Here is a 4,252-nt window from a genome sequence, read left to right as displayed (position 1 = left end):
TTTTTTGGCGTTTGATAGGTCGTGATGGCTACGAGGGTATCGATCCCAACAAAACCACTAAGGCCGGTCGCCTGCGCTCACTGTCACAGACTTCAAACATGCCCAGCGTCTTTATTGAGTCGGACCGTGATGGTGCCGGCACTGGTCGCAATAGCCAGTTCAACTGGGACGAACTAAAAAACCTATACGACGGCGGCACGATTGGCACACGCGGCGTCAAGTCAGCCGGCAACGAAGTCTACGAGCCACCGTTTCGCGGCACTATCGTCATCAGTCAAAATTTGCCCGTGGTGGCGTCCAAGGCAGTGCTAAGCCGTATCTGCCACCTATTCTTTGCATTGGACAACCAGACCCGCGATTCTGAAGCAGCGGCCAGACGCATTGAGGCACTACAGACCGAAGATGTCAGTCATTTCTTAGTCGATATCCTCAAGATGGAAGACAAGATACTGCAGGTGTTTTTTGATACCAAAATAGCGCATGAGAACTGGTTAAAAGACAGCGGTGTCAAAGCGTTCCGTGTCGCGCATTGCCACGCGCAGATACTCGCCATGTTTGATGCGATGAAACTGGTATTGCCAGACTTGCAACGTTTGGACGGGGCCGTCAAGCAGGAAGTATTTAACATGGCAACCGAACGCGATCAGACGCTTGATACCGAGCATCCGCTCAATATCCAGTTCTTTGATGTGCTCGAACGACTGAATGCAGCGCCCAACACAATCGAAGGTGCTGGTCATCATATCCGCCGCTTGCATATCAACCACAGCAAAAACCCAGATCTATTAGCGATCAGTATGCCAGAGATCTATCAGCTTGCGAATGAGTACCGCTATGACCTACCGCCACAATCCGATATGCATCACGCGCTGCGCCAGTCTAGGCAGTTCAAGTTTGTGGCAGCAAACAAGACCGTAGCGTCTCAAATCACGGGCCGTAGCATTCGTTGCTGGGTATTTGAAATGCCTAAAAACCTAAGTCTCACTTAAAAAAGGAATGATATGAGCAAATTATTTGTATGTCCACATTGCAAACACGGTATGAGCACAGAGCGCTGGAGTGACGAGGGCATCCACGACTTCAAAACATGGGATGAGCAATGCCCAGAATGCGAGAAAGTCTTTGAGGTGGTGGCAATGATTGACGTTCGCTTTGAGCTATCAAAACAATATAAGGAAACCAATTAAATGGACTTAAACAAATTAATGCAAATGGCCATAGAACATCAGCAGCAGCAAGAAGCATCGAAGCTCCAACATAACGCAACTTTTGAACTATTGGCTTTAACCTTTATCCGAACCGTTCCACCAGTCCAACGTGAGCAAGAATTATCTCTGTCCATGAAAGAAGTCATCGACAACGCCGGCTATCTTGATGACGAGCAAGAAGAGATATTCCTTGAGCTGATGGGTAATGCAAAAAACATAGTTATTGATATGGCAATAACCATGGAGACAAGTCGATGAACCTAGTCCGTGCCCTATTCCCTTACAACCGTGAAAGCCCTTTACATTGGCTGACGTTCGACACTGTGAGCGGTCAGATGATTGACTGCTCAATGCACCCAACGCACAAGCAGCGAGACCTCTATCAAGGCAAGCATTACAGTATCAATAAAGACAAGATTGAAATGCGCTGCAAGATCGAAGTCTACCAAGAACGTAAGTTTGAATCGCTTACTGAAATTAAGATTGGAGAATAAAGTTATGTCAGGCGACAACCATCTAAAGCATTTAGCTCATGCCTATGCATCAGCAGCAAAACTGAATACATCACCCTTTAATTTTAAAGGGCAGAACGCTATCCCCCATAACCCTAAAAACAACCGTAAAACTAAATCAAAAGGTAAAAAGAAATGAGCGACATTATTGACCGCGCGAACGACCAAGCGCAAGAAGAGTTAGAACGTAACTTAGCCAAGGCTGCACGTTTTGATCAGCCATCACTAGCTGAATGCGTCGAATGCGGTGAAGATATTCCCGAGCGCCGTCGGCGTTTGGGAGGCGTCACCCGCTGCATTGATTGCCAAAGTGTCATTGAGCGGCGGAGATAGTCATGCCTCTACCATTAAACTTATATCGTTGTCGTGACAAAGTTTGCATAGCAACTGATGAAAGTATGGTCAATGAGCATCTAAACCGTGATCGCATGGGCAGAAAATCACCCATCAAAAAGCTGCCAGAGGGTAGCGTCATCTTACATAACAATAAACCCTACGATATAGACGAACTGACCAGACTAGCGCACAAAAAAGCCAAGACAATGAAGCTCAACATAGACAACCCTTTTTCAATAATTATTGATGACAGGTTTATCAAATGAAAGCAGTACAATCGGTATAAAAAAACAGCCCTCACCATTGTGAAGGCTGTTTTATCAAACAGTTAGAGCCAAAAGCCCCAAACCAAGAACTTTTCAGTGGCTCCATAGTTACCAAACCAGACCTTTATTATAGCGCAAAAATGTTGTAAAAGCTAGATATATCAGGTATTTAAGCCTATTAAACAGCATGTAAGCGCAAGGATTAACGACATAATGGCAAGTATTGAAACCCTAAAAACCAGTATCCGTATTATCTGGTACATCGACGGCAAAAAGGACAGCGAAACCCTCACTGATACACCGCCCACCCCAGCAAACAAGGCTAACGCCCAAAAAATAGCGGATATGGTTGAGCAACAGATACAAATGGGTATATTTAACCGTGACACCGTATTCCCATCATCACCAAAGCGACAAGCATCATATTTTGGCTATTACATCCCAGTTTGGGAGAATGCCGAGCAAAGCACAGTCTCCCCAACGACTTGGACGACCTACACCAGCAAAGTGGCCAACCACATCACGCCATATTGGCAAAATAAGCAAATAAGCAAAATCAGTGCTGAAGACGTCGAATATTGGGTATACAAAGTGCTTAGAGTCAATCTATCACCGAAAACGATTGTCGATATACTAGGTTTATGGCGATCAATATGGAGTTATTGGGCACGTCATCAAAAAAACCCTAACGATCCAAGCCAGTACATTAAGCTTAACGCAAAAGATCCCAAAGACATCGAGCCATTCACTCGTAAAGAAATCGCCTTAATCATCAATACCGAAACGGACACGACCTTTCGGAACTTATGGACAGTCATGTTATGGTCAGGTCTATCCAGTCATGAGCTCATGCCACTGGCCATAGAAGATATTGATTTTGATCAGGCAACAGCATATATCAGACGTGGCTTTGTGAAAGGCATTCATAAAGCGACTAAGAACCGGCGACGTAAACGGCAAATTGAACTACTACCGATCGTAGCAAATGCCTTGGACAATCAACGCCAATTACTAACTGATAAAACCCCACACGCAGTCAAAGTACTTGAGCGAGACAACCACACCTATGAAGAACAGTATCTAACGTGGCTTTGGTACAACCCGCGCACCGGTAGCCATTACACATACCCACAGCTTGAAAAACGCTGGAAACGCCACCTTGATAAATGCGACATACCCTATCGCGCTTTAAACAATGGTCGTCATACTTATGCAAGCCAAGTACTATCGACAGGCATTATCAGCGCCGAATGGTTAGCCAACCAACTGGGCCACGTAAATACAGACATGATCCACAAACACTACGGCAAATTCATTCCCAGTGACACGCGCCATATCATCCGTAACTTAGCCAATGCACTAGACAACAGCCAATAATGCAATCAGCAAAAAGCCCTAAATATAGGGCTTTTTTTATACCTCATTTATAGGTTTAAGTAATAAAATACCACAGGGGTAGCAATATGAGGTAATCATAGTAATAGCTTAATAAATCAGATATAAGTATTTGATATTATTATTATTTATAAATACCTTAATATAGTAATCAAAAGTAATTATTATTACATCTATAGTATAAGTATATGATTTATATACATTTTATAGTTTCTCGATTAATACCTTTTAGCTGTGTATTGGATTACTTAATAATTACCTCTAAATTACATAAAAAACCTAATAAAATCAATATGATTACCTATATTACCTAGTTTGCATACCACCCCAAAAAATTTAAAAACATCAAAATAAGATGGTGCGCTGGGCACGCTCACAATCTGCTTATATCTTACGTGGGATTACTATGGGATAGCCCTACCTGCTTAACCCAACACTACATTCTAACAATATCATGTACTTAGCAACCCCAAAACCCTGAAATTAATAATCATAGAGGTTTCGAGTCTCTCCAGCCCCACCATTTTCGGATAGT

The 4,252-nt window shown here is 43.3% G+C and carries 6 protein-coding genes and 1 pseudogene; all 7 read left to right on the top strand.

Annotated elements, in window-relative coordinates:
• A pseudogene (locus tag BLR43_RS13690) lies at positions 1-989 on the top strand (toprim domain-containing protein); the annotation flags it as partial.
• 12 nt (positions 990-1,001) lie between these two features.
• Positions 1,002-1,187, top strand: coding sequence for a hypothetical protein (locus BLR43_RS13250; protein WP_093071456.1), 186 nt, complete (start codon positions 1,002-1,004; stop codon positions 1,185-1,187).
• Entirely contained in the window at positions 1,188-1,466 is a 279-nt protein-coding gene (locus tag BLR43_RS13245) for a hypothetical protein (protein WP_093071455.1), read from the top strand. It begins immediately after the preceding gene.
• Positions 1,463-1,702, top strand: coding sequence for a hypothetical protein (locus BLR43_RS13240; RefSeq protein ID WP_093071454.1), 240 nt, complete (start codon positions 1,463-1,465; stop codon positions 1,700-1,702). The genes BLR43_RS13245 and BLR43_RS13240 overlap by 4 nt, the downstream gene beginning before the upstream one ends.
• Positions 1,703-1,706: 4 nt before the next feature.
• On the top strand, positions 1,707-1,859 hold the full coding sequence (locus BLR43_RS13685) for a hypothetical protein (RefSeq protein ID WP_167669422.1): 153 nt from the start codon (positions 1,707-1,709) through the stop codon (positions 1,857-1,859).
• Positions 1,856-2,053: a TraR/DksA C4-type zinc finger protein gene (locus tag BLR43_RS13235; protein ID WP_093071453.1), complete on the top strand. Its 198-nt coding sequence runs from the start codon at positions 1,856-1,858 to the stop codon at positions 2,051-2,053. Before BLR43_RS13685 ends, BLR43_RS13235 begins: the two co-directional genes overlap by 4 nt.
• A gap of 482 nt (positions 2,054-2,535) precedes the next feature.
• Entirely contained in the window at positions 2,536-3,699 is a 1,164-nt protein-coding gene (locus BLR43_RS13225; protein WP_227674306.1) for an Arm DNA-binding domain-containing protein, read from the top strand.
• Positions 3,700-4,252: the final 553 nt, after the last annotated feature.

The sequence above is a fragment of the Psychrobacter pacificensis genome (genome assembly GCF_900101915.1).
Lineage (GTDB): Bacteria > Pseudomonadota > Gammaproteobacteria > Pseudomonadales > Moraxellaceae > Psychrobacter > Psychrobacter pacificensis.
This window is presented reverse-complemented; position numbering and strand designations above follow the sequence as displayed.